The organism is Kitasatospora sp. NPDC052896 (genome assembly GCF_044547075.1).
Taxonomy (GTDB): domain Bacteria; phylum Actinomycetota; class Actinomycetes; order Streptomycetales; family Streptomycetaceae; genus Kitasatospora.
On sequence record NZ_JBITZU010000003.1, the window covers coordinates 175,530 to 201,329 of the forward strand.

The following is a 25,800-nucleotide window of genomic DNA, read 5'->3' on the forward strand; positions in this document are numbered from 1 at the left end:
GGGTGACAGTGACTCCCCCCACCGCTCCGGCCGCGACCCCGCCCGCCGCCCGGGTCCTGGTGGTCGACGACGATCCGACCGTCGCCGAGGTGGTGACCGACTACCTGCTGCGGGCCGGCTACGCCGTGGACCGCGCCGCGGACGGCCGTGCTGCCCTGGACCGGGTCGCCGTGGGGCGCCCCGATCTGGTGGTGCTCGACCTGATGCTGCCCGAGCTGGACGGTCTGGAGGTGTGCCGGCGGCTGCGCGCCGAGCCGGCCGGGCCCGCGGTGGTGATGCTCACCGCCAAGGGTGAGGAGTCCGAGCGGATCCTCGGCCTGGAGCTGGGCGCCGACGACTACGTCACCAAGCCGTTCAGCCCGCGCGAGCTGGTGCTGCGGATCCAGGCGGTGCTGCGCCGGCAGACCGCCCCGGCGGCCGTCGCCGACGCCGCCGCACCGCTGACGGCGGGCGACCTGCGGCTCGACCCGCAGGCCCGCCGGGCCTTCCGTGGTGAGCGTGAACTATCGCTCACGGTGCGGGAGTTCGACCTACTGAGCTTCTTCGTCAAGAACCCCGGCACGGCCTTCGGGCGGGACGAGCTGATGCGCCGGGTCTGGGGCTGGGACTTCGGTGACCTGTCCACCGTCACGGTGCACGTGCGGCGGCTGCGCGAGAAGGTCGAGGACGACCCGGCCGCGCCGGTGCTGATCAGCACGGTCTGGGGGGTGGGCTACCGGTTCGATCCGGCGGGCCCGGTGGCCGGTGCGTCCGGCCCGGTGGCCGGCGCGGGAGGTGCGTCCGCGTGAAGGACCTGCTGGTGATGGCGCTGATCGCGGCGGCGGGCGCGGGCGCGGCCGGGCTGCTCGGCTGGCCCGCGGTGCGCTGGCTGCGCCGTCGGTCGGTGGCGCTCTCGCTGTTCGCGGTCGCCGTGGTGACCGTGCTGGCGATGGCCGCGGGCACCCTGGCGGTCGCCCAGGCGATGTTCCTCTCCGGGCACGACCTCGGCGTGGTGATAGCGGTGCTCTGCATGGCAGCCGTGGTCTCGTTGGCGACGGCCGCCGTGCTGGGACGTCAAGTGGTCGCCGGTAGCCGGGCGTTGGCCCGGGCCGCGCGGACCGTCGGCAGTGACTCCGGCTTCACCGCGCCAACCGGGCCGCTGGGCTCGGAACTCGCCGAGCTGAGCGCCGAACTCGCCGCCACCAGTGCCCGGTTGGCCCAGTCGCGGGAGCGCGAGCAGGCGTTGGAGTCGTCCCGGCGCGAGCTGATCGCCTGGATCTCGCACGACCTGCGCACCCCGCTGGCGGGGCTGCGCGCGATGGCCGAGGCGCTGGAGGACGGCGTGGCTCCCGAGCCCGCCCGCTACCACGCCCGGATCCGCACCGAGGTGGACCGGCTGACCGGCATGGTGGACGACCTGTTCGAACTCTCCCGGATCCAGGCCGGCGCGCTGACCCTCTCGCTCTCCCGGGTCTCGGTCTACGACCTGGTCGGCGACGCGATCGCCGGAGCCTACCCGCTGGCCCGTGAGCGCGGGGTGCGGCTGAGCGGCGAGCAGGTGGCGCCGGAGCCGGTCGAGGTGGACGGCCGGGAGATCACCCGGGTACTCGGCAACCTGCTGATCAACGCGATCCGCTCGACCCCCACGGACGGTGTGGTCGCGGTGGCGGCCCGGCGCGAGCGCGGCGAGGTGGTGCTGTCGGTCACCGACGGCTGCGGCGGGATCCCGGAGCAGGACCTCGCCCGGGTCTTCGAGACCGGCTGGCGCGGCGGCACCGCCCGTACCCCGCGGGCCGCCCGCCACGCGGCCGGGCGCCCACCCGGCGCGGCCGTCCAGCACCACGGGGACACCGGCGCCGGCCTGGGCCTGGCGATCGTCCGCGGCATCGTCGAGGCGCACGCCGGCCGCGCCTCGGTGCGCAACGTCCGCGGCGGCTGCTGCTTCGAGATCGCCCTCCCGGCGGCGGGCCCGTTCAGCACGGTCTGACGCCCGGAGCCCGGCTGCCGGGGCGGTCTCGGCTCCCGCCGACGGTCAGTCGAGACGGGAGACCTGGTAGTGGCTGACGTACCAGCCGTCCGCCGTGCGCTTCACCACGACACCGAGATGGACGCCCACCGTGGGTCGGTCGGTGAACGAGAAGTCGACGCTCAGGTAGCCGAGCACGAGGTCGTCGGCGAGCCGCCTGGTTTCGCGGATCCGGTACGCGGCCGTCATCCCCGCTGGCTGGGAGGCGTAGTAGTCGACGACACCTTGCCGTCCGACGCTGTAGGGGCGCAGCCCCTGGAAGATCGCGTCCTCGGTGAAACACGCGGCGACGTGCTGCGGTTCGTGCGCGTCGACGGCCGCTCTCCACCGGTCGAGGACGCCACGCAGGATCGCCTCGCTGTCCGTCGTGTTCCGGCTCATCAGGGTTCCTCCGCCGGTGTCGGGGCGGCGCCCCCGGGCCCGCGCCCGGTTGCCGGGCGAGGGGGGCAGCGGCGTGCCGCGGGGTGTCGGGTGGGGGACGGTGGGTCCGCGGGGCGTGGGCGCGTCCTCAGCGCCCGGCACTCCGGCCGCCGTCGACGTGCAGGATCTCCCCGGTGACGAACGGGGCGTTCTCGAGGTAGACGATCGCTCCGACGACGTCGTCGACCTCGCCCACCCGGCCGAGCGGGTGCGACGCGGCAAGGGCCTGGTAGGCCTCCGCCGGATGCATCGGGGTGCGGATGACGCCGAGCGCGACGGTGTTGACCCGGATGCCGCGGGCCGCGTACTCGATCGCCAGCTCCCTGGTGACCGCGTTGAGGCCGCCCTTGGTCAAGGACGCGAGCGCCGAGGGTTCCTTCGAGTCGGCGTGGTCGACCAGGCTGGTGGAGATGTTCACCAGGTGGCCGCTCCCCCGGGAGAGCATGGCCGCGACGGCGCTGCGCGAGACCTCGAAGAAGCCGCGCAGGTTCACGCCGGTCACGGTGTCGTAGTCCTCGTCGGTGTAGTCGGTGAACGGTTTGGCGATGAACACCCCGGCGTTGTTGATCAGCGTGTCGACCCGGCCGAACCTCGTCAGAGCCGCGCCGACGACACGGTCGCCGACGCCCGGCTCGGCTATGTCGCCGGGCACGGTGAGCACTTCGGGATCCTCGGACTCGCCGATCGAGCGGGACGTGGCCACCACCGCGTAGCCGAGCTTCCGGTAGGCGGTGACCAGGCCCGCGCCGATGCCCTGGGAGGCACCGGTGATGACGGCGACCTTCTGCGTACTGCTCATGGTTGGACATCGCTTTCTTCCGTCTCCCGCCGCTTCGCGCGACGCGGATCGCTCGGGAGGGCATCCGACCTCGCCGCCGGTCCTGGCGCCGAGGGCCGGTCGCGCGCCCGTCAGCCGCCGATCGCGGCGGGCACACCGGTGGTCGAGCGGAGTCGGCTGACCTCCAGGACCGCGGCGGCGAAGGCCGCCGGGGCCTCCTGCGGGAGGTTGTGGCCGGCGTGGGGGATCACGTGGTGGACGCGCGGTCCGGTGAAGTGTGCCGCGGACGCGGTCCCGTCGGTCCACGGCAGGCTCCCGTCGGCCTTGCCGTCGAGCGTGACGGCGGGGACGGTGATGGGAGGCTGTTTCAGCAGACGCTCCTCGAGCTCGTCGTAGCGCGGGTCGCCGGGGGCCGCGAGGCGCCGGACGCGGTAGCAGTTCAGCACGACGGCGACGTAGTCCGGGTTGTCGAAGAGAGCGGCCGCCCGGTCGAGGTCGGCTTCGGTGTACCGCCATTCGGGCGAGTTCCGCGTCCAGACGACACGGGCGAGCTCCTTGGTGTACTTCGCCAGCCCGGCCGCGCCGCGCTGGGTGAGGAAGTAGTAGTAGTACCAGTGCGCGGCCTCGACCTGCGGAGGGTCCGTCGGCAGGTCGATGACCGCGGGGTCGAGGTCCTGGATGAGGTAGCTGTTCACCGAGACGAGTCCGGCGCAGCGCTCGGGCCACAGCGCGGCGGCGACACACAGACCGCGGCCGCCCCAGTCGTATCCGCCGAAGACGGCACGTCGGATGTTCAGGGCGTCCATGAAGGCGATGACGTCCGAGCCCAGGGCGGCCTGCTGACCGGACCGAACGGTGTCCTTGGCGAGGAACCGCGTGGGCCCGTGGCCGCGGAGGTAGGGGACGTAGCAGCGGAAGCCCTTGCGGACCAGTTCGGGGACGACCTCCTGGTAGGCGTCAGGACTGTAGGGCCAGCCGTGGCAGAGGATGACGGGGTGGCCGTTGGCCGGGCCGACTGCGTGGTAGGCGAGGTCGAGCAGGTCCGTGCGGACGTGGCGGACCGGCCCGAGCCCGACGATCGGCCATGAGGTACCGGTCGCAGCGGGCTCCGCCCCGCCCGCCGTGGAGTCGGCGGAGGCCGCCGAGAGGCCGGCTATCGAGAACGACGCCGCGCCCACCGTGAGCACTTTGGAAAAGGTTCGCCTGTCGACCACTTCGAATCCCTCCTGCGGAGGTGCGACCTCAAGCGCGGAGAACGTGCGCGAGGAACTACGGCCCGTCGGGATCGTGCGCACCGGCCGCGCCGGACCGGCAAGTGAATGCTAGGAGGAACGAATCCGGTCCGCCACGCAGGGCCCGCACCCGGTGACGCAGGGTGTCGCCCCGGCGCGTCGCGTCGGTGTCCGCTGGCCCCGCGGGCCCTTCCGGCTCTTCTCCGCGTGGTCACGCGTCGGCGGCGCGCCGACCGGCGGCCACGGTGCCGCGAACGACCGGGCCCCGCCCTGGCCGGCACCCGGGCGGCCACCGGCGCGGGGCTTCCGGTGAACCACCCGGTTGGATCTTGTTCCGGGGCCCCGGTCACCGTAGCGTGCGTCGGGGTGCCCGGGGTGGGTGCCCGGGGGTGGGTGTCCGGGTGCGCGACCGCGGTCGCCGGAGAGCGGGGTGTGGCATGGCCAGAGCGATGCTGAAGGGGCTGGAGGTCGAGTACCGGACGACGGGTCGTCGGACCGACCCGGCGCTGTTGCTGATCGCCGGACTGGGATCGCAACTGACTTTCTGGGAGGACGAGTTCTGCGAGCTGCTGGCCGATCACGGGCTGTGGGTGGTGCGTTACGACAACCGCGACACCGGCTTGACCAGCACCGTCGATGAGGCGGGACCGCAATCGCCCTACGGTCTGGATGAGTTGGCGGATGATGCGGCAGGCCTGCTGGACGTGCTCGGGGTGACCGCCGCGCACGTGGCCGGGTTCTCGATGGGTGGGATGATCGCCCAGCGGCTGACCATCGACCACCCCGCCCGGGTCCTGAGCCTCTGCTCGATCAGCTCGCTGCCCGGCGACGGGGTGAGCGGCCAGGCCCGGCCGGGGGTGATCAGCACGCTCTTCCCGCCGGCCGAGCCGGGGCGGGAGAGTGCGGTCGAGGCCGGGGTGTTCTTCTGGGGCGCGGTCGCCTCGCCGGACTATCCGACCGACCCGGTGCTGCGGCGCGCGCGGGTGGCGGCCGCCGTCGACCGCGCCCACCGGCCGGACGGTCTGCTGCGTCAGCTGCTCGCGCTGCGCAACGCCACCGACCGGACGGCGGCGCTGGGCGCGGTCACCGTGCCGACCCTGGTGGTGCACGGCGAGGCCGACCCGCTGATCGAGGTGAGCGGTGGCCGGGCCACCGCGGCGGCCGTCCCCGGTGCCCGGCTGTGGTCGGCGCCGGGGATGGGCCACGAGCTGCCGCGTCAGCTGTGGCCCGCGCTGGTCGCCGAGATCGTCGCCAATGCGCGGATTTGACGTCCTGTCCGTCATGCCGGTCAACTCCCGCAACGAAGTGGCGCGTTGGCGAACTCGGCCATTCCGGCGGCGAACGGGACGGCCGGGTGCCAGCCCAGCTCCGTGCGCAGCCGGGCCGAGTCGGCGGTGATGTGCCGGACGTCGCCGAGCCGGTACTCGCCGGTCACCACCGGTGCCGGGCCGCCGGAGCCGGCCGCCAGCGCCTCGGCCATCTCGCCGACCGTGTGCACGCTGCCGCTGCCGGTGTTGTAGACCCGGACGCTGCCGGCCGGGCGCCCGCCGACCGCGGTGAGCGCCAGCTCGTTGGCCGCCGCCACGTCGTCGACGTGCACGAAGTCGCGGCGCTGGCGGCCGTCCTCGAAGACCCGGGGTGGGCGGCCGGCGGCCAGCGCCGAGCGGAACAGTGCGGCGACCCCCGCGTACGGCGTGTCGCGCGGCATCCGTGGCCCGTACACGTTGTGGTAGCGCAGCGCGACGAGCCGTCCGCCGGTCGCGCGGGCCCAGGCGGCGGCCAGCTGCTCCTGGGCGAGCTTGGTCACCGCGTAGACGTTGCGCGGGTCGGGCGGGGCGTCCTCGCCGACCAGGCCGGGTGTCAACGGCGCGCCGCAGCGTGGGCAGGGCGGCTCGAAGCGGCCGGCGGCCAGCTCCGCCGGGTCGCGCGGGCCCGGGGACACCCGGCCGTGCGCCGCGCAGTCGTACCGGCCCTCGCCGTACACCACCATCGAGCCGGCCAGCACCAGCGCGCCCACCCCGGCCCGGGCCATCGCCGCCAGCAGCACGGCGGTACCCAGTTCGTTGCAGCTCACGTAGTCGGGCGCGTCGTCCAGGTCCAGGCCGAGGCCGACCATCGCGGCCTGGTGGCAGACCGCGTCCACCCCGTGCAGCGCCCGCTCGACGGTGGCGCGGTCGCGGACGTCCCCCTCGACGAACTCGACCTCGCCCGGTAGCACCACCCCCGCCCGCCCCTCGGGGTGGACGGCGGGCAGCAGGGCGTCCAGCACCCGGACCCGGTGTCCGGCCCGCACCAGGCGGGTGGCGATGGCCGAGCCGATGAATCCGGCGCCGCCGGTGAGCAGAATGTCCATGCCCTCGACGCTAGCCGCCGCGGACCAGGCCGGACCGGCTCGGCGACGGTCCGTCAGCGGACGGTAAGAACCTCGAGCGGCTCGCAGAAGAAACAAGATTCACTCGAACGAGTGAGGTGTCGGCCAGGCATGCTGACTCCGTGCCCGTTTTCCCTACCGTGTCCTCGGCAGATCGACAACACGAACCCAGGGGCGGGGAGTCATGAGCATGGACGGCACGGACGGACCAGCGGCGGCCCGGGCGGCCCGGACGGACGGCCTGACCCGCCGTCGCCTGCTCGCCGGCTCCGCCGCGCTGGGCGGGGCCGGCTGGCTGCTGCGCGGCCTGATCGGGCCGGACTCGGCCGAGGCGGTCACCCCGGCGCCGCCCGCGTTCCCGGCCGGAATCGACCTCTACCAGCGGGTCTTCGAGAACTGGGCCGGTGAGATCCGCACCGACCAGCTCTGGACCTGTGCCCCGGGTACCCCCGACGACGTGGTCACCCTGGCCAACTGGGCGCACGCGCAGGGCTGGCGGCTGCGCGCGCAGGGCTTCCGGCACACCTGGGCGCCGCTCGCCGTCGCCGACGGTACCCCGGCCTCGACCGCCGTGCTGCTGCTGGACACCACCCAGCACCTCACCGCGCTGAGCGACGCCACCGCGCCGGGCGGCCTGCCCGCGGTCCGCGCCCAGGCCGGCGCCGCCATGGACCAGCTGCTCGACTTCCTGGCCGCCCGCGGCCTCGGCTGGACCGCCTGCCCCGCCCCCGGCGACGTCACGGTCGGCGGCGTGCTGGCGATCGGCGGCCACGGCACCGCCGTCCCGGCCACCGGCGAGCAGCCGCCGCCGGGCCACGCGTACGGCTCGGTCAGCAACCTGGTCACCAGCCTGACCGCGGTGGTCTGGGACGCTCCGGCCGGCCGCTACGCGCTGCGCACCTTCGACCGCGCCGAGGCGGACAGCGCCGCGTTCCTGGTCCACCTCGGCCGGGCCTTCGTCACCGAGGCCGTGCTCCGCGCCGGCCCGGACCAGAAGCTGCGCTGCCTGAGCCGGCTCGACATCCCGGCCGGCGAGCTGTTCGCCCCGCCCGGGGCAGGCGGTGGATCCCGTCGGTTCGCCGACTTCCTCGACCAGGACGGCCGACTCGAGGCGATCTGGTTCGCCTACACCGAGTACCCGTGGCTGAAGAGCTGGAGCGTGGCCCCACAGCGCCCGTTCTCCTCGCTGGAGGTCGAGCAGCCCTACAACTACCCCTTCTCCGACAGCATTCCGCAGCCGGTAGCCGACCTGGCCGGCCAACTGGTCAGCGGGTCCTGGGCATTGGCCCCGGTCTTCGGTCAACTCCAGTACCTGGTAGCCCAGCTGGGACTGACCGGTGACCTCACCTCGGTGTTGCTCTCCGGCGGGCTGCTGCGCGACCTGCTGAGCCTGGACGCGGTCACCCACCTGCTGGCCGGCGGCCTGCGCTCGGACCTCTGGGGCGCCTCGCGCAACCTGCTGCACTACGTTCGCCCGACCACGCTGCGGATGACCGCCAACGGCTACGCCGTGCTGGCCCGCCGGGCCGACGTCCAGTGGGTGGTCAGCCAGCTGGCGGTCGGCTACCAGAAGCTGCTCGGGCAGTAGCAGGCGCGCGGCCAGTTCCCGGTGAACGGCGCGGTGGAGATCCGGGTGACCGGCCTGGACGATCCGGCCGCCTGTGGCGTCCCCGGGGCCCAACCGGCCCTGCTCTCGCCGGTCCGGCCACGGGCCGACCACCCCGAGTGGGACACCGCCGTCTGGTTCGACGTGCTCACCCTGCCCGGCACCCCCGGTCTGCACGCCTTCGGCCGCGACCTGGAACGGTTCCTGCTGGCCACCTTCGACGGCAGTCGGGCCGGACTGCGGGCCGAGTGGTCCAAGGGCTGGGCCTACACCGCCGACGCGACCTGGGCCGACCCGGACGTGATCGGCCGGGTGATCCCGGCGAGCTACCGGGGTGGCGGCGGACCCGGCTGGGACGAGGCGGTCGCCGTGCTGGACCGCTACGACCCGCACCGGATCTTCGGCTCGCCGCTGCTGGACACCCTGCTGCGCTGACCCGGATCCGTCCCATCGCTCTCGCCAGGGCGGCCGGAACGGGGGAGAGTGAGGGAAAGGCATCCGGCCGGCGTGCCCACCCGGGCGGCGACGCGGGCCGGGCCACCCCGGGAGGAGCCTGCCGTGTCCGAGCAGAGCGCCGTGTCCGAGCGGAGCGCACCGTGGCGCCGCGCCGGCCCGTCCTGGCCGCCGGCGGCGTCCGGCTCGGGCCGGCTGATCACCGGGGCGTACGCGCTGCTGGTGCTGGCCGTGGCGATCGACCTGCTCACCGGACCGGGCAGCACCACCTCCCCGGTGCTGGCCGCCGTCCCGGTGCTGGCCGGCGCGCGGACCCGCAACGTCCGGGTGCCGCTGCTGGCCGGCGCGCTGGCCACCATCGGGGTCGGCCTGCTGGCGCTGGCCAACCCGGACGTCGCGCTCCCCGTGCACGTCGCCGCGCTGGTCGCGGTCGTCGCCGTCACGTTGGCCAGCATCGCCAACGTGGTGGTGGTCGGCGCCCGGGAGCGCGAGCTGCTCCAGGTCCGGACCGTCGCCGAGGCGGCCCAACGCGCCCTGCTACGCCCTCCGCCGGACCGGCTGGGCCCGCTGCGGATCGCCGTCCGGTACGCGGCGGCCGCCGCCGAGGCGCGGATCGGCGGTGACCTCTACTCGGTGCTGGACACCCCGTACGGCGCCCGGATCCTGCTCGGCGACGTCCAGGGCAAGGGCCTGGCGGCCGTGGAGACCGCGGCCGACGTGCTCGGGGTCTTCCGCGAGGCGGCCCGCAGCGAGCCCGACCTGGCCGTCGTCGCCGAGCGGCTGGACTCCGCGTTGGCCCGCCGGCCGGCCAACGAGCGCTTCGTGACCGCCGTGCTGCTCAACCTGCCGACCGGGTCGGGGCCCGGCACGCTGGTCAACTGCGGCCACCCGCCGCCACTGCTGCGCCGGGCGCACCGGGTCGAGGAACTGGCACCGCCGGAACCCGCCCCACCGCTGGCGCTGCGCGCCCTCACCGGCGGGCACTACCAAGCCCGCCCGGTCGAGCTGGACCCCGGCGACCTGCTGCTGCTCTACACCGACGGGATCTCCGAGGCCCGGGACGCCGCCGGCCGGTTCTACCCGCTGGCCGCCCGGCTCGCCGCCGCGCCGCAGCGCGAGGCCGGCGCGGTCCTGGACCACCTGCTGGCCGACGTGGCGGCCTACGCCCCCGGCGGGCTGACCGACGACGCCGCCCTGCTCGCGGTGGGCCGGCCGAGCTGAGCCGCCGTGCCGCCGGCGGACCCCGTGCGGGTCCCGCGCCGGCCTGCGGCGACAATGTCCGCCATGACTGCCCACAGCGAGAAGCACCCCGACGATCCGGTCGAGGCCGTCGGTACCCCTCCCGCCCCCGGCAACGGCGCGCACGACCTCGCCGAGCTGCTGCGCCACCGGTTGGACCGGATCGAGCGGCTGCTGGCCCCCGAGCCGGCCGCCACCGACGGCGAGCCGCCGCGGCCCGCCTGGCGGGCGGAGACCGAGGGCGAGCAGCGCTGGGCGGTGACCGCGGCGATCCTGTGCGCCATCGGACTGCAGCTCTTCCTGCCCGAGCGGCTCACCATCCACCCGCACTGGATACTGCCGGCGCTGGAGGGCGGGCTGCTGGTCGCGTTGGTCGTGCTGAACCCGCACCCCCGGATCGACCACGGCACCCGCCAGCTGCGGGCGCTCAGCCTGACCCTGGTCGCGGCGATCAGCCTGGCCAACGGGTGGTCGGCGGTGCGGCTGGTGCACGATCTGGTGAAGGGCACCGGCGGCTCCAACGCGGTCGCCCTGCTGAGCACCGGCGGCGCGATCTGGGCGACCAACGTGATCGCCTTCGCGCTCTGGTACTGGGAGTGGGACCGCGGCGGCCCGGCCTCCCGGGCCCGCGGCACGCACGACTACCCCGACTTCCTCTTCCCGCAGATGCAGCAGCCGGACCTCGCCCCGGCCAACTGGGAGCCGGGCTTCCTGGACTACCTCTATGTCGCGTTCACCAACGCGACCGCCTTCAGCCCGACCGACACCATGCCGCTCTCCCGCTGGGCCAAGCTGCTCATGCTGGTGCAGTCGGTGGTCTCGCTGCTGACCGTGGTGCTGGTGGTCGCCCGGGCGGTCAACATCCTGCAGTGACCGTGCCTGCCAGGGTTGGACGGAACATCGAGGGGTAGGTGACAGAAGCGGCACGGACAACCGTGCCGGGCTGCCCTCGCCTGAAGCAGCCGGGCGGGCGGTATCCCCTTCCCGGGGCCGTGGTCCATCGTTCCGACCGGCCCGCGGGAGGTGTCCCGCCCTGCCAGGAGATGACCACCGTGTCCGTCCAGGCTGCCGTCACACCCACCACAGAAGCCGTCGCCCTCGCCGACCTACCGCCGCGCCCCTCGCGCGAGCGGATGCGCGCGATGGGGAAGGCCGAGGCCCGCGAGCTGGGTGACGCGCTCTTCCGCCGGCTCGCCGAACTGCCCCCGGAGTGCACCGCGCACAGCTACGTCCGCGGCACCCTCATCGAGTTGAACATGCCGCTGGTGCGCTTCGTGGCGGCCCGGTTCCAGCACCGCTCGGAGGACCGTGAGGACATCGTGCAGATCGGCACGGTCGGGCTGATCAAGGCGGTGGACGGCTACGACCCCAGCCGTGGCGTCGAGTTCGTCACCTACGCGATCCCGACCATCTCGGGCGAGATCAAGCGGTACTTCCGCGACACCTCGTGGCCGGTCCGAGTGCCGCGCAGTGTCCAGGAGTTGTACCTCGCGGTGGTCCACGGCGCGGACCGGCTGGAGCAGGAGCTGGGCCACGCCCCGCTGGCCGCCGAGATAGCGGCCGAACTCGGCCTGGAAGTCGACGAAGTGACGGAAGGTCAGCAGGCCGCGCGGATCTGCCGGACCGAGTCGTTGGACGCGCTGCGCGCGGACGACGACCCGGCCGGCGGTTCGCTGCTGGACCGGATCGGCGAGGACGACGGGCAGTTGGCGCTGGTCGAGTTCCGTGCGGCGGTCCGGCCACTGCTCGCCGAACTGCCCGAGCGTGAACGGACCGTCCTGCTGCTGCGCTTCTGGGGCGACCGCACGCAGAGCCAGATCGCCGAGCGGATCGGGGTCTCCCAGATGCACGTCTCGCGGCTGCTCTCGGCCACCCTGACCCGGTTGCGCGAGCGGCTGGAGGACCGCGCCGCGGACCGCTGACCGGACGGGGCGGTACCGGCCGGGGTGGTACCGGCAGGGTCGGGCCGTCGCCGGCCGGCGCGTGCTGGCCCACCACCGGCGGGCGGCCTAGGCTGGAGCCCCCGGTCCGTCCACGGGCCCGCACGGAAGGCGGCGGCTGGCGATGACCGCTGAGCCGACCGGCACCGAGCCGCCGGAAGCCACCATCGACCGCATGCGGTCCGAGATCACCGGCCTCCGGCAGGCCATGCGGACCCGGGCCGTGATCGAGCAGGCCAAGGGCCTGCTCGTGGCGCGGCTGCGGTGCACCCCGGAACAGGCCTTCGACTGGCTGGTGCGACGCTCGCAGGACAGCAACCGCAAGCTGGTCGACCTCGCCGCCGAACTGCTCGGCCGGGCCGCGCCGCCGACCGGCGCGGACGACGCCGGCGCCCCGGTGGCCGCCCGCGCACCCGCCAACGCACCCGCCCCGGACGCCGCCCCGCCGCCCGTCCCGCCCACCGCGCCGCGCCGCCCCGCTCCGGCCGCGCTCACCACGGAGCTGGCCCGCAAGTACCACCTGGCGGCCGCGGCCCTCGGCGCGGCCCGGACCCCCGACGAGCTGGCCCGCGCGCTGCACGAGGTCGGACTGGCCCCGCTGGCCGCCGGCGCGGTGGCGCTCACGGTGCTGGAGCCGGACGGCGCGCTGCGCCTGGTCGGCAGCCACGGGGTGCCGACCCACCAGCTCAGCCAGTGGCAGCGGATCCCGCCGCACACCGCGGTGCCCAGCGTGCGGGCGGCCCGCGGCGGCTCCCCGGTCTGGGCCGAGCAGGCGGCGGACCCCGGGCACGCGACCTCCACGGTGCCCGGCCGGTCCGTCTGCGCGCTGCCGCTGGAGATCGGCGGTCGCACCATCGGCTCGCTGGCCGTCGGCTGGCCGGAGCAGCGCGGTCCGGACCGGGCGACCACCCGCTACCTCGCGGCGCTGGCCCGGCTCTGCGCGGGAGAGCTGCCCCGGGTGCTGCCGGACCGGGCCGGGGAGAGCCCGGGCGAGCCGTGGTTCCGCGCCGTGCTGGACGCCCTGCTCGACCCGGTGCTGATCCTGGAGAGCGTCCGAGCGCTCGACGGCGGGCCGGTGGACCTGCGGGTGCGACACGCCAACGCGGCCACCGTCGACCTGGCCGGCCGCACCGCCGCCGACCTGGTGGGCGGCCGGTTCACCGAGCTGTACCCGGGCCTGGTGGCGGCCGGTGTGCTGGCTCGGCTGCTGGCCGTGGTCACCGGCGGCGAGCCCTACCAGGAGCAGGTGGAGCCGTTCGTGGAGCTGGTCGGGGGCGCGCCGCGGGCCGCCAGCCTGACCCTGCGGGCCACCCCGTTCCTGGACGGCGTGCTGGTCAGCTGGCGCGCACACGACGAACTGGCCCGGCGGAAGACCCAGCTGGAGCAGGCGCAGCGGCTGGCCGGGCTCGGCACCTGGCACTGGCAGTCGGGCTCGACCGAGATCGTCTGCTCCGCCGAGTGCTGCCGGCTGTTCGGCCGGGAGGCCGTCGGAGCCGTCGGTGTCGTCGAGACCGTCGGAGTCGTCGACGCCGCGGACGCCGTCGACCGGCTGCCGGTGGCCGCCGTCGAGGCGGCCGTCCTCCCCGCCGACCTGCCGGCCGTCCACGGGTCGACCGCGCGACTGCTGGCCGGTGAGTCGCCCGCCACGCTGGAGTTCCGGATCCGCCGCCCGGACGACTCGGTCCGCGCGCTGAGGGTGATGGCCGAGGCGGTCGGCGCCGGTGAGCGGGCGGTGGTGGCGGTCCGCGGCGTGGTGCAGGACGTCACCGCCTGGCGGCGGACCGAGCGCGCGCTCAGCTCCACCCGGGTCCAGCTGGCCGAGCAGCGCCGGCAGACCGTGGTCGAGCACCGCACGGTGCGGTCGTTGCAGCACGCGCTGCTGGACGCCCCGCGCGGCCCGGCCGTCGCCGGCCTCGAGGTCGCCGCCCGCTACCTGCCCGCCGAGCGGGAGGCCCACGTCGGCGGCGACTGGTACGACGCGCTGACGCTCCCCGACGGCAGCGTGCTGATCGTGGTCGGCGACGTCTCCGGCCACGGCCTGCCCGCCGCCGCCGGCATGGCGCAGCTGCGCTACGCGTTGCGCGGCCTCGCCTTCACCGGGGTCGGCCCGGAGGTGCTGCTGGGGCGGCTCAACCGGATGCTCTTCCACCAGGGCAGCGACTACATCGCCACCGTGGTCTGCGGCCGGCTCGACCCGGCGACCCGGGTGTTCGGCTGGGCCCGGGCCGGGCACCCGCCGCCGGTGCTGCTGCGCGCGGGCGCCGCCCGGCTGCCCGAGGTCCCCGCCGGCATCGTGCTCGGTGCCGTGCCGAACGCCCGGTACACCCGCGCGGAGCTGCCGCTGACGTCCGGCGAGGCGGTGCTGCTGTACACCGACGGTCTGGTCGAGCGACCCGGCGAGGATCCCGACTCCGGACTGGACCGGCTGCTGCGCGCCGCCGAGGAGTACCGGGCGGCCGGCCTGGAGGGCTGCCTGGATCACGTGCTGCGCAGGTTGGGCGCGCCCAATCCGCGGGACGACACCTGCCTGCTGGGTTTCCGTCTCGGGTGATTGGTTGAGGAATGAATGGTTGACCGGCGCGGGGGCGGCCGGGTAGAAAGTCGGCGCCGGCATGTTTGCGTCAGCCCCGACCGGGCAGACGCGGCGCCGGTAACCAGCCGAGGAGCGTCCACATGCACATGGACGACATCGTGCAGCAGTCGACCGGCCCCGCGCTGACCGCGACGGTCCGGCCGTGGGCCCGTGGTGTGGTGATCGCACCGATGGGCGAGCTCGACCACGACACGGCCGGAATCCTGGCCGCCGTCTTGGAGGAGGTGCTGGAAGTCCCCGAACCCTGGCTGCTGGTCGACTGCGGCCGGTTGGCGTTCTGCGACTCCACCGGCCTCAGCCTGCTGCTCCGGGCCCGGCTCGCCGCCGAGCGGGCCGGAGGCCGGCTCGACCTGGCGGCGCCCGGGCCGACGCTTCGCTGGCTGCTGTCGCTCACCGGCACCACGGAACTCTTCTCGATCCACCGCACCCCAGCCGACGCGCGGTCGGCCGGAACCCCGGGCCCCGGGGCAAGGAGACGTGATGAACCACTGGGACCGTCTGACCACCCGGCTCCGGTTCGCCCTGCGCAGCCGGCTGTGGACGCTGCTGCGCGGTAGCCGGCTCACCGAGGCGGTGCTGCTCGGGCTGCTGTCGCTGGCGGTACTGGCCGCCGGGCTCAGCCTGGCCCCGGCCCCGCTGTTCTGGCTCTTCGGAGCGGTCTGGGTGGTCGGTCTCGCCCTGCTCTGCGTCGCCGCCGGCCCCCGCGGGACCCCGGCGCCCCGATCCTCCGACGGCGAGTCCTAGGACCGTCCGGCCACCCGTCGGCGGGCGCACGATAGCCGCCCCCCGGCCGTCTGTCGAGGCCGCGCCGGGCGTGCCACAGTGGGAGGGACGGGACACCGGGGCGGCCGTGTCCCGTGCCGATCCGGCCACGGTGAGGAGCGGCGGATGAGCGAGCCGGCGGAGCGGTGGCGGGCGGGGACGGCGAGACCGGACGGGCTGGACGAGGCGGCGCTGCGGCGGTTGCTCGCGGGGCTGACCGCGGTGCGTGACGGCGACTTCTCGATCCGGTTGGCCGCCGGTGCGGACGGCCTGTTGAGCGAGATCGCCGGCGTCTTCAACGGGATGGTGGACCAGCTGTCGCTGATCGCCGCCGAGGTGACCCGGGTCTCCCGGGAGGTCGGCGGCGAGGGCCGGCTCGGCGGGCAGGCCCGGGTGCCGGGCGCGAGCGGCGTCTGGGCGGAGCTGACCAGCGGCGTCAACGCGATGGCCGGCAACCTGACTGACCAGGTGCGCAACATCGCGCAGGTGACCACGGCGGTGGCCCGGGGTGACCTCTCGCAGAAGATCGACGTGGACGCGCGTGGCGAGATCCTGGAGCTGAAGAACACCGTCAACACGATGGTCGACCAGCTGGGCGCGTTCGCCGGCGAGGTGACCCGGGTGGCCCGCGAGGTGGGCACCGACGGCCGGCTCGGCGGCCAGGCCCAGGTGCCCGGGGTGGGCGGCACCTGGCGCGACCTCACCGACTCGGTCAACTTCATGGCCGGCAACCTCACCGCGCAGGTCCGCTCGATCGCCCAGGTGGCGACCGCCGTCGCGCTCGGTGACCTCTCGCAGAAGATCCGGGTGGACGCGCGGGGCGAGATCCGCGAGCTGAAGGAGACCATCAACACGATGGTCGACCAGTTGGGCGCGTTCGCGGACGAGGTGACCCGGGTGGCCCGTGAAGTGGGCACCGAGGGCCGGCTGGGCGGCCAGGCGACCGTCCGCGGTGTCTCGGGCACCTGGAAGGACCTCACCGAGAACGTCAACTTCATGGCGGACAACCTGACCAACCAGGTGCGCAACATCGCCCAGGTGACCACCGCGGTGGCCCGCGGCGACCTGACGCGCAAGATCGACGTGGACGCGCGCGGCGAGATCCTGGAGCTCAAGACCACCATCAACACCATGGTCGACCAGTTGGGCGCGTTCGCCGCCGAGGTGACCCGGGTGGCCCGTGAGGTGGGCAGCGAGGGCCGGCTGGGCGGCCAGGCCGAGGTCGGGGGCGTCTCCGGCACCTGGAAGCGGCTCACCGAGAACGTCAACGAACTGGCCGGCAACCTCACCCGCCAGGTCCGCGCGATCGCCGAGGTGACCGGTGCCGTCGCCGAGGGCGACCTCACCCGCTCGATCACCGTGCAGGCGCCCGGCGAGCTCGGCGAGCTCAAGGACAACATCAACTCGATGGTCGAGTCGCTGCGGCAGACCACCCGGGCGAACCAGGAACAGGACTGGCTCAAGACCAACCTCGCCCGGTTCTCCGAACTGGTCCAGGGCCGGCGGGAGCTGGCCGCCGTGGCCGAGCTGGTGATGGCCGAGCTGGCCCCGCTGGTGGCGGCCCAGTACGGCGCGTTCTACCTCGCCCAGGAGGGTCCGGACGGCACCGAGCTGGTCGCCATCGGCAGCTACGGCTCGCCGGACGACCCCGCCGCCGGGCCGCGCCGGTTCCGACTCGGCCAGTCCCTGGTCGGCCAGGCCGCGCGCGGCCGGCGCACCGTCCTGGTCGAGCACGTGCCGGCCGGCTACGCCACCATCGCCTCCGGCGCCGGTGCCACCGACCCCAGCGCACTGATCCTGCTGCCGGTGCTGATGGAGGACCAGTTGCTGGGCGTCGTCGAACTCGCCGCGGTGCGCCCGTTCACCGCGATCCACCGCGACTTCCTGGAGCGGCTCACCGCCACCATCGGGGTCCACGTCAGCTCACTGCTCGCCAACGCCCGCACCGACGAGCTGCTGGAGGAGTCGCAGCGGCTGACCGGCGAACTGCGTGCCCGCTCACGTGAACTGCAGGCCAGGCAGGAGGAACTGCAGTCCTCCAACGCCGAGTTGGAGGAGAAGGCGAAACTGCTGGCCGAGCGCAACCGGGACATCGAGGCGAAGAACCTGGAGATCGAGCATGCCCGCCAGGAGCTGGAGACCCGGGCCCAGCAACTCTCGCTCACCTCGATGTACAAGTCCGAGTTCCTCGCCAACATGAGCCACGAGCTGCGCACCCCGCTCAACAGCCTGCTCATCCTGGCCCAGTTGCTGGCACAGAACCCGACCCACAACCTGACGCCGAAGCAGGTCGAGTACGCCGGCGTGATCCACTCGGCCGGCTCCGACCTGCTCCAGTTGATCAACGACATCCTGGACCTGTCCAAGGTCGAGGCGGGCAAGATGGACGTCAGTCCGGAGCGCTTCCCGCTGCACGAGCTGCTGGAGTACGTCGAGTTGACGTTCCGCCCGCTCACCGGGCAGAAGAGCCTGGAGTTCCGGGTCAGCACCGCGCCCGACGTGCCCTCCGAACTGGTCACCGACGAGGCCCGGTTGCGTCAGGTGCTGCGCAACCTGCTGTCCAACGCGGTGAAGTTCACCGAGGTCGGCCGGGTGGAGCTGCTGGTCGAGCGGGCCACCGCGGGCGAACTCCCGCCGCAGCTGGGGGAGTCGGCCGACGTGCTGGCCTTCCGGATCACCGACAGCGGCATCGGCATCGCGGACGAACACCTGGAGACCATCTTCGGCGCCTTCCGGCAGGCCGACGGAACCACCAACCGACGCTACGGCGGCACCGGCCTCGGCCTCTCGATCAGCCGCGAGATCGCCAGGCTGCTCGGCGGCGCCATCGTCGCCCGCAGCCGGGTCGGCGAGGGCAGCTGCTTCACCCTCTACCTGCCCGCGGGCGAGCCGCCCGCCCGTCCCGGCGCCCCCGCCCAGCTGCCGGCACCCGCCGCCGGCCGGGTGGTCGAGCCGGACCGCACGCTGGCCGGCCGGGTGGTGCTGGTGGTCGACGACGACGCGCGCAACGCCTTCGCGCTGGCCGGCGTGCTGGAACAGCACGGCCTGCGGGTGCTGCACGCCGACAACGGCCAGGCCTGCCTGGACCTGCTGCGGGCCCGCGAGGACGTGGAACTCGTCCTGATGGACCTGATGATGCCCGAGCTCGACGGCTACGCCGCCACCACGGCGATCCGCGCGATGCCGCAGTACAGCACGCTGCCGATCATCGCGCTGACCGCGAAGGCGATGCCCGGCGACCACGCCAAGAGCCTGTCGGCCGGCGCCGACGACCACGTCACCAAGCCGGTCGACACCGGTGACCTGCTCGGCCGGATCCGACACTTCCTGGCGCGTTAGCCGCCCGGGTGGCCGGGCAGACGCCCGCGTGGACCGAGGAGGCTGAGATGGAACACGACCGCGACATCCTGCAGGAGCTGACCGCGGACCACGACGACATCCGGGTGCTGTTCAGCCGGATGATCGGCCTGCGAATCGGTGACCCGCGGCGCAAGGCGCTGGTGGACGAGGTGACCGGCGAGCTCGTCCGGCACGCGATCGCCGAGGAGTCCTGCCTCTACCCGCTGGTCCGCCAACTGCCCGACGGCGAGGTGGTGGCCGGCCAGGAGCTGAGGGACCACGCCGTCGTCGAGACGCTGCTGCGCCATCTGCAGTGGCGCACCGCCACCACCGCGGGCTTCGACCGCCTGGTGGCCCAGCTGGTGGAGCTGGTCACCGGCCACCTGGGCCACGAGGAGGCGCGGATCTTCCCCGCCCTGCGCGCCGTGATCCCCGGGTCCGAGCTGCGCCGGCTCGGCGAGCAGGTGCGCGAGGTGAAGCGGCACGCCCGCACCAGCCCGCGTCCGGGCGCGTCCGCGACCATCCCACCCGACAACCTGCTGCCGCCCGAGCGCGGCCCGGTGGCGCGGCTGCACGACCTCCTCGTGTCCCACCGGGGCACCCGGTGAGCGCCGAGGAGCAAACCCGCCGCCTGCTGCGCGAGCACGGCCGGACCTTCGCCGCGGAGGCCGGTGTCACCCTGCGCGACACGCCCGCCCCGCTCTACCAGCTGCTGGTGCTGGCCATGCTCTGCTCCACCCGGATCAAGGCGGGGATCGCCGTGGCCGCCGCCCGCGAGCTCTTCCGGGCCGGGCTGCGCACCCCGCGCGCGATGGCGGACGCCGAGTGGCAGGACGTCGTGGACGCGCTCGGCCGGGCCCACTACCGCCGCTACGACGAGAGCAGCGCGACCGCGCTGCACGCCGGTGCCGAGCTGGTACTGGAGCGCTGGCACGGTGATCTGCGGCGGCTGCGGGCCGAGGCCGGTGGCGAGACCTCCGGGATCCACCGGCTGCTCCAGGAGGTGCCGCGGATCGGCCCGGTCGGCGCGGACATCTTCTGCCGCGAGGCCCAGGCGGTCTGGCCCGGGCTGTACCCGTTCTTCGACCGCGCGGCGCGCGAACAGGCCGCCGCCGAGGGCCTGCCGAAGAGCGCCGAGGAACTCGGTCGGCTGGTCCGGCCCGCCGACGCCGCCCGACTCGCCGCGGCCCTGGTCCGGGTCCGTCTGGGCGCGGACGACTCCTCGAGCGAGGCCGCATGACCGGTGTCCGGCCCCTGACCGCCCGGCGCCTCGCGGCGGGACCGGGCAGGATGGTGGCGGTGCACCGGGCGGTGGGGGACCGGGTGGCGAAGATCCGGGCAGCTTGTTCGGAGGCGCTGTGAACCGCGAGGAGCCGTGATGGCAGAGGACGGCGTGGGAACGACCGGGGTCGGCGAGGGCCGGCTCAGCGTGGCGGTGCGCGGAGCACCGGGCAGCCGGGTGCTGGTGCTGCACGGCGAACTCGACCACGACACGGCGGACGTGTTGCGCGAGGCGCTGGACGGCTGTCTGGCCGCCGCCCCGGCGCGGATCCTGCTCGACTTCGCGGACCTGCGGTTCTGCGACTCCACCGGCCTGAACGTGCTGCTGCGGGCCCGGCTCGCGGCCCGGGAGTCCGGCCGGGAGGTGGAGCTGTGCGGGCTCGGCCCGCAGGTGGCCCGGCTCTTCGAGATCACCGGTGCCGGCGGGGTCTTCCGGGTTCATCCGAGCGTGGCGCAGGCGCTGTCGTCGGACGGCTGACCGGATGGGTGGCATGGCGATGAGTGGCGAGCGCGGGTCGATGTCCCGACCCTTCGGCGACCGCGGATCGTCGGACGGCGCGCCGGCCGAGCGCACGCGCCGGCTGCCGCTGCCCGGCCCGGTGGCCGGCACGGTCGGGCGGTGCCGCGACTTCGCCTGGAAGGCGCTGGTCGACTGGGACTGGCTGCCGGCCTTCGACAGCCGGCGGCAGACCGTGGCCGACGACGTGCTGTTGGTGGTCTCCGAGCTGGTGGCCAACGCCTGCCAGCACGCGGGCGGGCCGAGCGAGCTGGTCCTGTACTGCGACGCCGAGCGGCTGCGGGTCGAGGTGGCCGACCCCAGCCCGCTCCCGCCGGTGCCGCGCCCACCGGGCGATCCGGTCGGCCCGGGCGGGCACGGGCTGCGTGTGGTGGCACTGCTGGCCCGTGACTGGGGGGTGCTGTCGGCCGACGATGGCAAGCGGGTCTGGGCGGAGATCGCGGCGCCGGACCCGCGCTGATGCCCCCGGCCCGTTCCGCGCGGGCCCGGCCGGTCACCGGTCCGCTCCCGGAGCGGTCACAGGATCCGGATGATGATCAGGCTGCTGTCGTCGTCGGTGTCGCCGGAGGCCTGGGAGAGCAGCCGGTCGGCCTGCTCGTCGAGTTCCGCCGAGGCCAGCCGTTCGGCCCTCGCCCGCAGGTCGGCCAGCGAGCGGTTGAGGTCGTCGTGCCGGCGCTCGATCAGGCCGTCGGTGTAGAGCACCAGGGTGTCGTCGGCGCGCAGCTCGGTGCTGCTCTCCTGGTACCGCGCCGAGGGCAGCGCGCCGAGCAGGACGTTGCGTTCGGGTTCCAGGAACTCGGCCCGGCCGTCCCGGATCAGGAGCGGGGGCAGATGGCCGGCACTGGACCAGGTCAGCAGGCGGGTCTCCGGGTCGTAGCGGGCGCAGACGCCGGTGGCGGTGGGGTGGCCGACGGTGCCCAGGGTGAGTTCGTTGAGCCACTGCAGCAGCCGGCCCGGGCGCTGCCCGGTGAGTGCCAGGCCGCGCAGCGCGTTGCGCAGGGCGACCATGCCGGTGGCCGCTTCGATGCCGTGCCCGGCGACGTCGCCCACCGCGACCATCACCCGGCCGTCGGACAGCGGCAGCACGTCGTACCAGTCCCCGCCCACCCGGTACTCCTGGGCGGCCGGACGGTAACGGGCGGCGACCTGCAGACCGGGCAGCTTCCGCAGGTCGGGCACCTCGGGCACGATCGCCCGCTGGAGCTGCAGGGCCAGCCGGTGCCGGACCGCGGCCTGCTCCCGGACGGTGGTGAGCTGGTCGAAGGTGGCGGCCAGCGCGAGCTCGGTGTGGTACTGGGCGGAGACGTCCTGGAAGATCCCGGTGATGCCGGTCAGCGTGCCGTGGGTGAGCAACGGCTCGGCGACGACCCGGACGTGCCGCTGGCCACCCCCCGCCCGGGGGGTGCGGACCACCAGTTTGAACGACTCCCGCCGGGTGGTGAGCGCCTGCAGCGCGGCCCTGAACCCGGCGGCGTCCACCGGGTCGAGCAGCGCCTGCAGCCGGGCGAGCGGGAGCGGGACGGCGGTCGGCGGCAGACCGAAGAATGCGAAGGACTGTTCGCTCCAGCGGGCCGTCCCGGTGGTGAGGTCGTCCTCGAACGCGCCGATGTTGCCCAGGCCGCCGGCGATCCGCAGCACCGAGAAGCTGTGGTCCAGGCTGCCGGAGTGCCAGAGCACCACGGTGTGTGCCGGGTCGACCGGCAGCACCCGGACGTTGACCAGCGCGCCGGGTTCACCGGGATGGGTCTCGGCGGGTAGCCGGGCGGCCCGCTGCGGGGCGCCGGAGGCCTGGGCGCGGCGGATCAGCTCGGCGATCCCGGCGGACGAGTGGGGCAGGAACCGCGCCAGCGGCCGGGGGACGGATGGTTCCGCCGCGGTGCCGATCCGGCGGGCCGCCGCGTTGGCGTGTTCCACTCGCAGGGTCGGCTCCTGCTCCAGCTGTCTGACGATCAGAGCGGGTTGGGCGAGCAGGTCGAGCAGGGTGGCGATCACCGGTCGGTCGCTGGGACGGGCCGGGGCCATCCGGTCGGTGTGCGGCTGGACGGCCAGCAGCCGGGCGGCGACCTCGGTCAGCTCGGCCAGCCGATCACGAACCGGCTCCGGAAGCTCGGTGGCGGCGGGCCAGACGGCCAGCGCGACGCCGACCGGTTTGCCCGCGTGCCACAGCGGCAGGACGGCCCGGGCGGCGTCCACGGCCGGCCCGGGCAGCCGCTCGGGGTCCGGCGGTCCGGCGGGCAGCCAGAGCGGCGCGCCCTCCAGGACGGCCCGGCGCAGCGGGTTGGGCCACTGCGGCGGCAGCCACTGCCAGTGCGTGCGTTCCAGGACGCTGAAGCCGGTGCCGCCGACCAGCTCCAGGCGGTCCGCGTCGGTCAGCCGCCAGAGCAGCAGCCCGCACACGCCGAGCGGGCGCAGCAGCTCGTCCAGCAGCGTGGCGGCGACCTCGTCCAGGCTCTCCCGGGTGGCGGCCGTCTCGGCGGCACGGCGCAGCGGGCGGGCCCGTGCCAGCTCCTCCGGGGCCGCCGCCGGGTCCTCCGGGCCCATCGGCGGGATCCTGCCGGTGGGCTGGTTGAGCAGGTCGGCGGCCAGGTCGGCGGGCCGCTGCCCGATGGATTCGGCGAGCGAGACCAGATGGCTGGTGGCCTCGGTCGGCTCGATGCCCAGCCGGGCGACCAGCACCCCGGCGGCGAGGTCCAGCAGATGGCACTCGGCGCGTTGCCGGCGCAGCTCGGCGACCTCGGCGGCCAGCTCCGAGGCGGCACCGGTCGAGGGCTCGGGCCCGGACTCCGGCTTGGGCCCGGACGGTTCGACTTCTGTCATGTCCACTCCGTGGCGCATGCTCCCGCGGCGATTTTACCGGTGTTCGTCCGGAGGAGGACCCGGGTAGGCGCGAAGCATGGACGACATGGATCCCGACGACCTCCCGGAGCTGTGCGACAAGTGCGGGACGGTGATCACCGAGGACGACGAGCTCTACGCCCTGGTACCCGACTCCTCGGCGCTGCACGAGGACGATCCCCGGTTGGACGGCAAACGGGTGCTGACCGCGTGCTCGATCGACCACCTGGGAGATCTGGTGGAGGAGTACCGTCGCCGCCCCTACCTCGACGAGGAGCAGTGGGCCGGCAAGGTCTGCCGGGTCCTGGAGGAGCAGGACGGCGAGGTGAGCCTGGAAACGCTCGCGCTGGCCACCGGTCTCTCCGAGCAGCAGGTCGACCGCGGGGTGGCCTGGCACAACGCCCGTGCCCGCGCCTGGCAGGAGCGCTACGGCGACGGCTGTGCGGACGACCGGGAGGAGCACGCCTGAGCACCACGCGGGAACGGGGTCGACCTGGCGGTCCCCGCTGACACGGCCCGTGGACGCCGATCGAGGCGGGAGCGGTGGGATCGAGGCGGGAGCGGTGGACGGGCGGACGGTCACCTCCGGGCCGAGCCTGCGCACCGACCTGGTCAATGCCGGCGCGTCCTGGGTGGACCGCGAGGTCGAGGTCTGCGAGAACGGTCCGAACGTGCTGATCTCCAGCCGCGAGCCGGCCGATCTGCCGGCCTTCAACCGCGTGCTCGTCGAGCGGTTCGCCCACCGATCCGGCGATCCGGCCACGCCGGGTGACCGCACGAGCACACGTCGACGCCCCGGCCCGGTTCGGTGTCGGGCCAGGCACGGGGCAACCGGTCGGTCAGCCGGTACCGAGCCGGCGGCGCAGCTCGTCCGGGAAGTCCTGGTAACTGGCCACGACGTCGTCCAGGTCGACCCACTTCGGGAGGTCCTGGGCGTCCTGCCGGTCGACCAGGAAGCCCGCCGTCTGCTCGACGGCCCGCCGCTCCTTGTCGGCGCCGATGCCCAGCTCGTCCAGGACGGCCGGATCGGCCCGGAACCAGGACGCGGCATCCCGGCCGCCCGCGGTCAGCCGGACCAGGTACTCGTGGTCGCCGACCGGCTCGACGCTGATGCGTTCCATGCCCGGCGGTTGCCCGATGGGGCGAGGCCTCAAACCCCGCGAGGCCCGGCCACCGACGGCGAGCGGCCGGCGCCGCCGTGGCGGGGCACCGGCCGCTCGCGGTGACGTCACCGCTTGAACGCGTCCTTGACCTTCTCGCCGGCCTGCTTCATGTCGCCGCTGATCTGCTCGGCCTTGCCCTCCGCGGCCAGAGCGGGATCGCCGATGGCCTCACCGGTCTTCTTCTTCATCTTGCCCTTGGCGTGTTCCGCCATGTTCCGGACCTTGTCCCCACCGCTCATGGTGTCCTCCTCGTTCCGTCCTGGGACTCCTTCTCGCGTATACCCGGCGTCTGCCCGGGATCCGGCGGCGGACACCCGGATCGGTCGTCCCGAAACGGTGCGGCGGACTGCGATGGGTTAACCGCCGGACCGGACCGGAGACGATCGGTTCCGATCGCCACCCGGCTCCGATCGGCTACCCCGCCGTAGGGATCGAACGGCGGTACGTGGGAATACGCCAGAGTGACAGCCGTTCCGGAAGGAGAGAAGCGATGCTGCTGCTCGGACTGCTTCTGCTCGCGGCGGCCGGCGCCTTCACGGGCCTGCTCATCGCGGGGAACCTCAACGCCGGCCCCGACTACAGCGTCACGCTGTTCGGGAACCATCTCGCCACCATGAGCAGCTTCGCGATCTTCCTCGCCGGGCTCGCCCTCGCGCTGATCTTCGCCCTCGGCTATCTGCTGGCCACCGGATCGGTCCGCCGCCACGCGCGCCGCCAGGTGGCTGCCGATGCGACCCGAGGTGGTCCTCCCGTCGGACGCGAGCAACGACCGCGGCACCGGCTGATCCACCGTCCCGGCCACTGAGGAGCCCGCTCGCTCCCTGACCAGGGGCGCGGTGGCTCCGGAGCCGGGCCGGCCGGCGGGATCGGCCCGATGGAGACCGGAACCTGGCTGTGGTGCTGCTCCTCCCGCTACCTGCCGAGCGCGCCGGCGAGCTGCCTCTTGTTCATCTTCGAGCGGCCCTTGATGTTGCGCTGCCGTGCCTCGTTGTACAGCTGGTCGTACGTGGGCCCCTGGGCGCCCTGGTGCGAACGCAGGCCACCGCGCCGGCCGGACGAGATGTCGTCCACGGAGGTGCGGCTGGCGGTCTTGGACTCGCCGTGCCGGGCGCGTTCCTTGTTGACCGTGCGGGCGGCGATCTCCTCGGCCCGGTCCTCCTGCGCGCCGCGTTCCAGCAGGCTCTCCTTGATGTGCTCGTACTGACGTTCCCGCTTGGGACTGGCCCCTCGTGGCATGGTGGCCACTCCTTCCGAATCGGTCGGTCG

General features: G+C 74.2%; 24 protein-coding genes and 2 pseudogenes. 18 read left to right on the forward strand and 8 right to left on the reverse strand.

All coding sequences use genetic code 11. The annotated features are described in order from the left end of the window. Window positions 1-2 precede the first annotated feature (2 nt). Both ACIGXM_RS09495 and ACIGXM_RS09500 read left to right on the forward strand, forming a co-directional pair. Window positions 3-788, forward strand: a complete 786-nt coding sequence (locus ACIGXM_RS09495; protein ID WP_396558641.1) for a response regulator transcription factor — start codon at window positions 3-5, stop codon at window positions 786-788. Further along, window positions 785-1,966 (forward strand): sensor histidine kinase, encoded by a 1,182-nt coding sequence (locus ACIGXM_RS09500; RefSeq protein WP_396558643.1) that lies wholly within the window; start codon window positions 785-787, stop codon window positions 1,964-1,966. The genes ACIGXM_RS09495 and ACIGXM_RS09500 overlap by 4 nt, the downstream gene beginning before the upstream one ends. Before the next feature lie 45 nt (window positions 1,967-2,011). Here the strand turns inward: ACIGXM_RS09500 and ACIGXM_RS09505 are convergent, their stop codons facing one another. The 3 genes from ACIGXM_RS09505 to ACIGXM_RS09515 all read right to left on the reverse strand — a co-directional run bounded on the left by ACIGXM_RS09505 (window position 2,012) and on the right by ACIGXM_RS09515 (window position 4,381). Next, complete coding sequence (locus ACIGXM_RS09505; RefSeq protein WP_396558645.1) at window positions 2,012-2,386, reverse strand: YybH family protein; 375 nt, start codon at window positions 2,384-2,386, stop codon at window positions 2,012-2,014. A gap of 127 nt (window positions 2,387-2,513) precedes the next feature. Beyond that, complete coding sequence (locus tag ACIGXM_RS09510; protein ID WP_396558647.1) at window positions 2,514-3,224, reverse strand: SDR family NAD(P)-dependent oxidoreductase; 711 nt, start codon at window positions 3,222-3,224, stop codon at window positions 2,514-2,516. Between the two features lie 110 nt (window positions 3,225-3,334). Next, a complete protein-coding gene (locus tag ACIGXM_RS09515; RefSeq protein WP_396558649.1) occupies window positions 3,335-4,381 on the reverse strand; it encodes an alpha/beta fold hydrolase in 1,047 nt (348 codons plus the stop codon). Window positions 4,382-4,872: 491 nt separating this feature from the next. Here ACIGXM_RS09515 and ACIGXM_RS09520 point away from each other — a divergent pair, with 491 nt between their 5' ends. Continuing rightward, window positions 4,873-5,703: an alpha/beta fold hydrolase gene (locus ACIGXM_RS09520; protein ID WP_396558651.1), complete on the forward strand. Its 831-nt coding sequence runs from the start codon at window positions 4,873-4,875 to the stop codon at window positions 5,701-5,703. A gap of 20 nt (window positions 5,704-5,723) precedes the next feature. On the opposite strand, the gene ACIGXM_RS09525 is transcribed toward ACIGXM_RS09520, so the two are convergent. After that, window positions 5,724-6,788, reverse strand: coding sequence for an NAD-dependent epimerase/dehydratase family protein (locus ACIGXM_RS09525; RefSeq protein ID WP_396558653.1), 1,065 nt, complete (start codon window positions 6,786-6,788; stop codon window positions 5,724-5,726). Window positions 6,789-6,996: 208 nt separating this feature from the next. Between ACIGXM_RS09525 and ACIGXM_RS09530 the strand changes: the two are divergent. The 12 genes and pseudogenes from ACIGXM_RS09530 (at window position 6,997) to ACIGXM_RS09585 (ending at window position 20,996) form a co-directional block, all read left to right on the forward strand. After that, a pseudogene (locus tag ACIGXM_RS09530) lies at window positions 6,997-8,847 on the forward strand (cholesterol oxidase substrate-binding domain-containing protein). Window positions 8,848-8,970: 123 nt separating this feature from the next. After that, window positions 8,971-10,086: a PP2C family protein-serine/threonine phosphatase gene (locus ACIGXM_RS09535; protein ID WP_396558655.1), complete on the forward strand. Its 1,116-nt coding sequence runs from the start codon at window positions 8,971-8,973 to the stop codon at window positions 10,084-10,086. Window positions 10,087-10,149: 63 nt separating this feature from the next. Further along, complete coding sequence (locus tag ACIGXM_RS09540) at window positions 10,150-10,977, forward strand: hypothetical protein (protein WP_396558657.1); 828 nt, start codon at window positions 10,150-10,152, stop codon at window positions 10,975-10,977. 170 nt (window positions 10,978-11,147) lie between these two features. Beyond that, window positions 11,148-12,026 carry a SigB/SigF/SigG family RNA polymerase sigma factor gene (locus ACIGXM_RS09545; protein ID WP_396558659.1) on the forward strand — a complete coding sequence of 293 codons (879 nt, stop codon included), beginning with the start codon at window positions 11,148-11,150 and terminating at the stop codon, window positions 12,024-12,026. Between the two features lie 142 nt (window positions 12,027-12,168). Beyond that, a complete protein-coding gene (locus tag ACIGXM_RS09550; protein WP_396558661.1) occupies window positions 12,169-14,595 on the forward strand; it encodes a SpoIIE family protein phosphatase in 2,427 nt (808 codons plus the stop codon). A gap of 122 nt (window positions 14,596-14,717) precedes the next feature. Next, window positions 14,718-15,194 (forward strand): STAS domain-containing protein, encoded by a 477-nt coding sequence (locus ACIGXM_RS09555; protein WP_396558663.1) that lies wholly within the window; start codon window positions 14,718-14,720, stop codon window positions 15,192-15,194. After that, the gene (locus tag ACIGXM_RS09560; protein ID WP_396558665.1) at window positions 15,118-15,381 is read left to right on the forward strand and encodes a hypothetical protein; all 264 of its coding nucleotides are present in this window, start codon (window positions 15,118-15,120) and stop codon (window positions 15,379-15,381) included. Before ACIGXM_RS09555 ends, ACIGXM_RS09560 begins: the two co-directional genes overlap by 77 nt. Window positions 15,382-15,525: 144 nt before the next feature. Further along, complete coding sequence (locus ACIGXM_RS09565; protein ID WP_396558667.1) at window positions 15,526-18,738, forward strand: HAMP domain-containing protein; 3,213 nt, start codon at window positions 15,526-15,528, stop codon at window positions 18,736-18,738. A 47-nt stretch (window positions 18,739-18,785) separates the two neighbouring features. After that, window positions 18,786-19,346, forward strand: a complete 561-nt coding sequence (locus ACIGXM_RS09570) for a hemerythrin domain-containing protein (protein WP_396558669.1) — start codon at window positions 18,786-18,788, stop codon at window positions 19,344-19,346. Beyond that, window positions 19,343-19,978, forward strand: a complete 636-nt coding sequence (locus ACIGXM_RS09575) for an endonuclease (RefSeq protein WP_396558671.1) — start codon at window positions 19,343-19,345, stop codon at window positions 19,976-19,978. The genes ACIGXM_RS09570 and ACIGXM_RS09575 overlap by 4 nt, the downstream gene beginning before the upstream one ends. 138 nt (window positions 19,979-20,116) lie before the next feature. Then, window positions 20,117-20,497: an STAS domain-containing protein gene (locus ACIGXM_RS09580; protein WP_396558673.1), complete on the forward strand. Its 381-nt coding sequence runs from the start codon at window positions 20,117-20,119 to the stop codon at window positions 20,495-20,497. Between the two features lie 40 nt (window positions 20,498-20,537). After that, a complete protein-coding gene (locus tag ACIGXM_RS09585; RefSeq protein ID WP_396558675.1) occupies window positions 20,538-20,996 on the forward strand; it encodes an ATP-binding protein in 459 nt (152 codons plus the stop codon). A gap of 56 nt (window positions 20,997-21,052) precedes the next feature. On the opposite strand, the gene ACIGXM_RS09590 is transcribed toward ACIGXM_RS09585, so the two are convergent. Next, complete coding sequence (locus ACIGXM_RS09590) at window positions 21,053-23,353, reverse strand: SpoIIE family protein phosphatase (RefSeq protein ID WP_396558677.1); 2,301 nt, start codon at window positions 23,351-23,353, stop codon at window positions 21,053-21,055. A gap of 76 nt (window positions 23,354-23,429) precedes the next feature. On the opposite strand from ACIGXM_RS09590, the gene ACIGXM_RS09595 reads away from it, so the two are divergent. Both ACIGXM_RS09595 and ACIGXM_RS09600 read left to right on the forward strand, forming a co-directional pair. Then, a complete protein-coding gene (locus ACIGXM_RS09595; protein WP_396558679.1) occupies window positions 23,430-23,840 on the forward strand; it encodes a hypothetical protein in 411 nt (136 codons plus the stop codon). Window positions 23,841-23,889: 49 nt separating this feature from the next. Then, window positions 23,890-24,090 (forward strand): annotated as a pseudogene (locus tag ACIGXM_RS09600) (DJ-1/PfpI family protein); the annotation flags it as partial. A 120-nt stretch (window positions 24,091-24,210) separates the two neighbouring features. On the opposite strand, the gene ACIGXM_RS09605 reads toward ACIGXM_RS09600, so the two are convergent. Further along, complete coding sequence (locus ACIGXM_RS09605) at window positions 24,211-24,492, reverse strand: hypothetical protein (protein ID WP_396559178.1); 282 nt, start codon at window positions 24,490-24,492, stop codon at window positions 24,211-24,213. Between the two features lie 107 nt (window positions 24,493-24,599). After that, window positions 24,600-24,773, reverse strand: coding sequence for a CsbD family protein (locus ACIGXM_RS09610; protein ID WP_396558681.1), 174 nt, complete (start codon window positions 24,771-24,773; stop codon window positions 24,600-24,602). Between the two features lie 251 nt (window positions 24,774-25,024). Between ACIGXM_RS09610 and ACIGXM_RS09615 the strand changes: the two genes are divergently transcribed. Continuing rightward, window positions 25,025-25,339: a hypothetical protein gene (locus tag ACIGXM_RS09615; protein WP_396558683.1), complete on the forward strand. Its 315-nt coding sequence runs from the start codon at window positions 25,025-25,027 to the stop codon at window positions 25,337-25,339. A 107-nt stretch (window positions 25,340-25,446) separates the two neighbouring features. Here ACIGXM_RS09615 and ACIGXM_RS09620 read toward each other — a convergent pair whose 3' ends face one another. Further along, window positions 25,447-25,770, reverse strand: coding sequence for a plasmid stabilization protein (locus ACIGXM_RS09620; protein ID WP_396558685.1), 324 nt, complete (start codon window positions 25,768-25,770; stop codon window positions 25,447-25,449). Between the last annotated feature and the right edge of the window lie 30 nt (window positions 25,771-25,800).